Annotated in this window: 4 protein-coding genes; 3 read left to right on the forward strand and 1 reads right to left on the reverse strand. The window is 54.5% G+C overall.

The features are described from left to right. A partial coding sequence (locus tag ACWB12_RS04760) for a transposase (protein ID WP_479528924.1) occupies positions 1–228 on the forward strand: 228 nt, incomplete at its 5' end. Positions 229–465: 237 nt separating this feature from the next. Here the strand turns inward: ACWB12_RS04760 and ACWB12_RS04765 are convergent. Continuing rightward, positions 466–1,359 (reverse strand): LysR family transcriptional regulator, encoded by an 894-nt coding sequence (locus tag ACWB12_RS04765; protein ID WP_479528925.1) that lies wholly within the window; start codon positions 1,357–1,359, stop codon positions 466–468. An 83-nt stretch (positions 1,360–1,442) separates the two neighbouring features. Between ACWB12_RS04765 and ACWB12_RS04770 the strand changes: the two genes are divergently transcribed. Together ACWB12_RS04770 and ACWB12_RS04775 are read left to right on the forward strand one after the other, a co-directional pair. Then, complete coding sequence (locus ACWB12_RS04770) at positions 1,443–2,597, forward strand: LamG domain-containing protein (protein ID WP_479528926.1); 1,155 nt, start codon at positions 1,443–1,445, stop codon at positions 2,595–2,597. Between the two features lie 430 nt (positions 2,598–3,027). Then, positions 3,028–3,294, forward strand: a complete 267-nt coding sequence (locus ACWB12_RS04775) for a DUF7220 family protein (protein ID WP_479528927.1) — start codon at positions 3,028–3,030, stop codon at positions 3,292–3,294. Positions 3,295–3,426: the final 132 nt, after the last annotated feature.

A 3,426-nucleotide genomic window follows, 5' to 3' on the forward strand; every position in this document is an offset into this window, starting at 1 on the left:
ATCCGGCAGCAGATCGCCGACGAAGGGGCGCTGGCGGTGATTCCGTCCAAATCCAATGCCAAAACCCCGATCCCGCATGACCCGAACCTTTATGCCATGCGCAACGTGGTCGAGCGGTTCTTCTGCAAAATGAAGGATATGCGCAGGCTGGCAACCCGATTTGAAAAGCTCAGCCGGAATTTCCTTGCAATGCTGCATCTATTTGCCATCAGGCAGTGGTGCAATTGAGTCCACATCCAAAACAGGTGGGTCAATTTTAAACGCCAATTACCCACCCAAGTGGGTCAATTTTGCATGCCTATTCACACCCGAAATGCCGAAAGGGCCAAACCGGCGGGTTTTTAGGCCGCCCGCAACCACATTTTGCCGCCGCTACTGTGGCCGGGTATTGCTGTTTAAACTACAAGATATCAGGCCATCAAGTGGACATCCCGTCGGCGGAAAGCTTTGTTTCACCTGAACTGTTTAACCTTGTGGGATGGGGAGAGGATTTTCGCGCAATAACCGGGTAAACCATTGGATTTTACCGCGCTCTTCCTTGGCGGCCAACCAACACAGATACAGTTTCATCGACTCTTCGCCAAAGGGGGGCGGGCAATGTGCCAAATTGGCGAACAAGGTGTTTTTTAGACGTTTTGGCATCGTTGTAATCATGTCGGTGCCTTCGATCAGGCTTGCCACTGCTGCAAACCCATATGCAGAAACCGCAATGCGGCGTTGCAACCCTCTTTGACCAAGCAAATAATCAGTATGTGTCATGTCCGAGCCATCGAAAGATGCGATAGCGTGGGGTGCCGCGACAAAATCGGCCAGCCTTGCGGGGGCTTGGCGCTTGGTTTGGTCGTAAAAAACCACCACATCATCGGTCAGCACCTCAAGCGCTCGAATACTGGAAGAGGCGATATTTACCGGTGCAAAAAGGAAATCAAGTGTGTTTAATTGCTCAAGCGGGCTGGCCGTGTCCAGCGCAACGATCTTGAGATTAGCCAGCGGTGCATGTTTTTTGAGCAAACTCTGGATATGTGGGAAAACTGCGGCAATATCGTATTCGGTCGCGCCAAAACTCAAGGTAAACGTGACGTTCGGGTCAAAATCTGGCGGGTAAAGGACATTTTCAAAATCTGCAATCATGGCCTTGATGTACCCGCAGACATGCCAGCCGAATTCGCTGGGAACCAGGTTTCGCCCCTTGCGCACAAACAGGTCGGTCCGAAAAGCTGCCTGGATTTTTTTCAGGGAATAGCTGGCAGCCGATTGGCGCATACGCGTTTTCACGGCTCCTGCGGTTAGTGAACCTTCATCGGCAATTGCCAGGATAAGGCGTAAATCCCCTATGGTTAATACATCTAAATTCTTCATGGGTTACCTTGATATTTTACCAGTTTTTTGAATACTTACCTTCAACTAGTATGCGGGTGCAAGTTTATAACTCAGAGGATCAAATGAAAAAAACCACCTTTCTGACCACTTCCGTTTTCTTGTCAGCCGTGCTGGCCACCGCACCGGCATTCGCAGAAAACCAGGACTATCCCTTCACCGCCGACAACTGGTTTCTGATCGGCGGTGCCAGTTTTGCCGAGGTGGATGGCCGCGATGCCGTCAAACTGGGCAACGTTGCGTCCGAGCCACCGATGTTTTTTGGTGCGGCTGCCATGATCGGTGTCGAATTCGAGAATGGCACCTTTGAATATGACCTGAAATTTGAAGAGGGTATGTCCTTTGCCGGCTCCCAGTTTCGGATTGCAAGCCCGGGCAATGCTGAAAATTTCTATATGCGCGGCCATCATTCCGGCCAGGACGACGCCAACCAGTACATGACCAATTACAACGGTATTCCATCCTGGCAGCTCTATTACGGCCCGTCCTATACCGCGCCCACCACTTACCCGATCGGCGAATGGTTCCATGTGAAAATGGTTGTGCAGGATGGCTTGGCCGACATCTATATTGCCGACCAGACGACACCTGAGCTGACCGTCGCGCTGAAACGCGACCAGACCACCGGCGGCATTGCGCTCTGGGGGCTGGACTTTGGCGGTGCGCCGATGATTTCGAACTTTTCCGTCGATACCGAAAGCACCCAGCCGGTGACGGGCACCCCCGCTCCGGAACCGCAGGCCGAGCCGGGCACGATCATGACATGGCAGGTCTCCAACGCGGTAGATGGCGCTGCTCTGCGTGCAGCCGGCAACCTGTCGGATGATTTCTTGGCAGGCCTGACCTTTACCGAGATGGACGTCGAAGCCCGTGGGCTGTTGAACCTGGCCCAGTTGCAAGGGGTTGCCGAGGGTGCGGATACCGCGCTGGCGAAAGTGACGATTACTTCGGAAACCGATCAGATGAAGCCGTTTGATTTCGGGTTCAGCGATGATGTCACTGTCTACTTGAACGGCATGCCGATCTTTAGCGGCAGTGACCGGTTCCTGTCGCGCGATTATCGGTTCCTGGGTACTGTTGGCTATTACGATACGGCCTGGCTTCCTTTGAAAGCCGGTGAAAACACCCTGGTTCTGGCGATCACCGAGGATGTCGTCGATACGACCGGATGGGGCGTTCAGGGGCGTTTTGCGGATATGACGGGCATAAGTGTCAAGTAAACCGGCCAGACGTCGCAATCTAAAGCGTTTAGACATATTTTAAAATCACGGAAATATGTCGAAGCGCCCACAACATCTTAATCGTGTGGGCGTGGAGTTTATGGGTCCACGCCCTAACATATTTTCGGCACACGGCATGATTGCGCAATTGCCAGCCCGCAGGTCGGTGCCGAACCAACTGACCACGAGGCTGATGCTCTCGATATTCGGCGCAGCGGCCTGCAGCTGATCGAGCGCCGCCACAATGTCGGGCACCGCGTTGGTGGTGTGCACATTCTCGGAGGCGGTATTGCCACCGGAACCACGAGACACAGCCTCCGTGGCATAGACAAATTCGCCAGCGCCCGGGATCAGGGTGGTCCCCCTGGTTGCTGCACATGCGTTCCGAATTCTTGCGGCTCGATTCGATGATGGATGACGGGGCGGCGCAATGAAACAATCGCGCACCATGTCGCTGGTGGAGGCGGTAGCCAATGTCGTGGTCGGCTACGGGGTGGCCGTGGTCACGCAGATGCTGGTGTTCCCGCTGTTCGGCTTGCAAACGACGCTGGCCCAAAACCTTAAACTTGGCTTGATCTTCACTGTGGTGAGCATAGCCAGATCGTTCACGCTGCGGCGGGTTTTCGAGGCGATCAGGGTTGCCAGTCGCTCCGCCGACCATGACGCACATGCAGAACCTGAACGGTCTCGTCCATGATCATGAAATACACCCGCCAGCGGGTGGCGCGCCCGTATAATGCGCGGCGGATTTCGACATCGAATTCGGCGGATTCCGGTGCGACGGCGTGGGCTTGTGGCATGGATGCAAGGCCGAGGATCAGTTTGCGCA

Source organism: Profundibacter sp., from assembly GCF_056498605.1.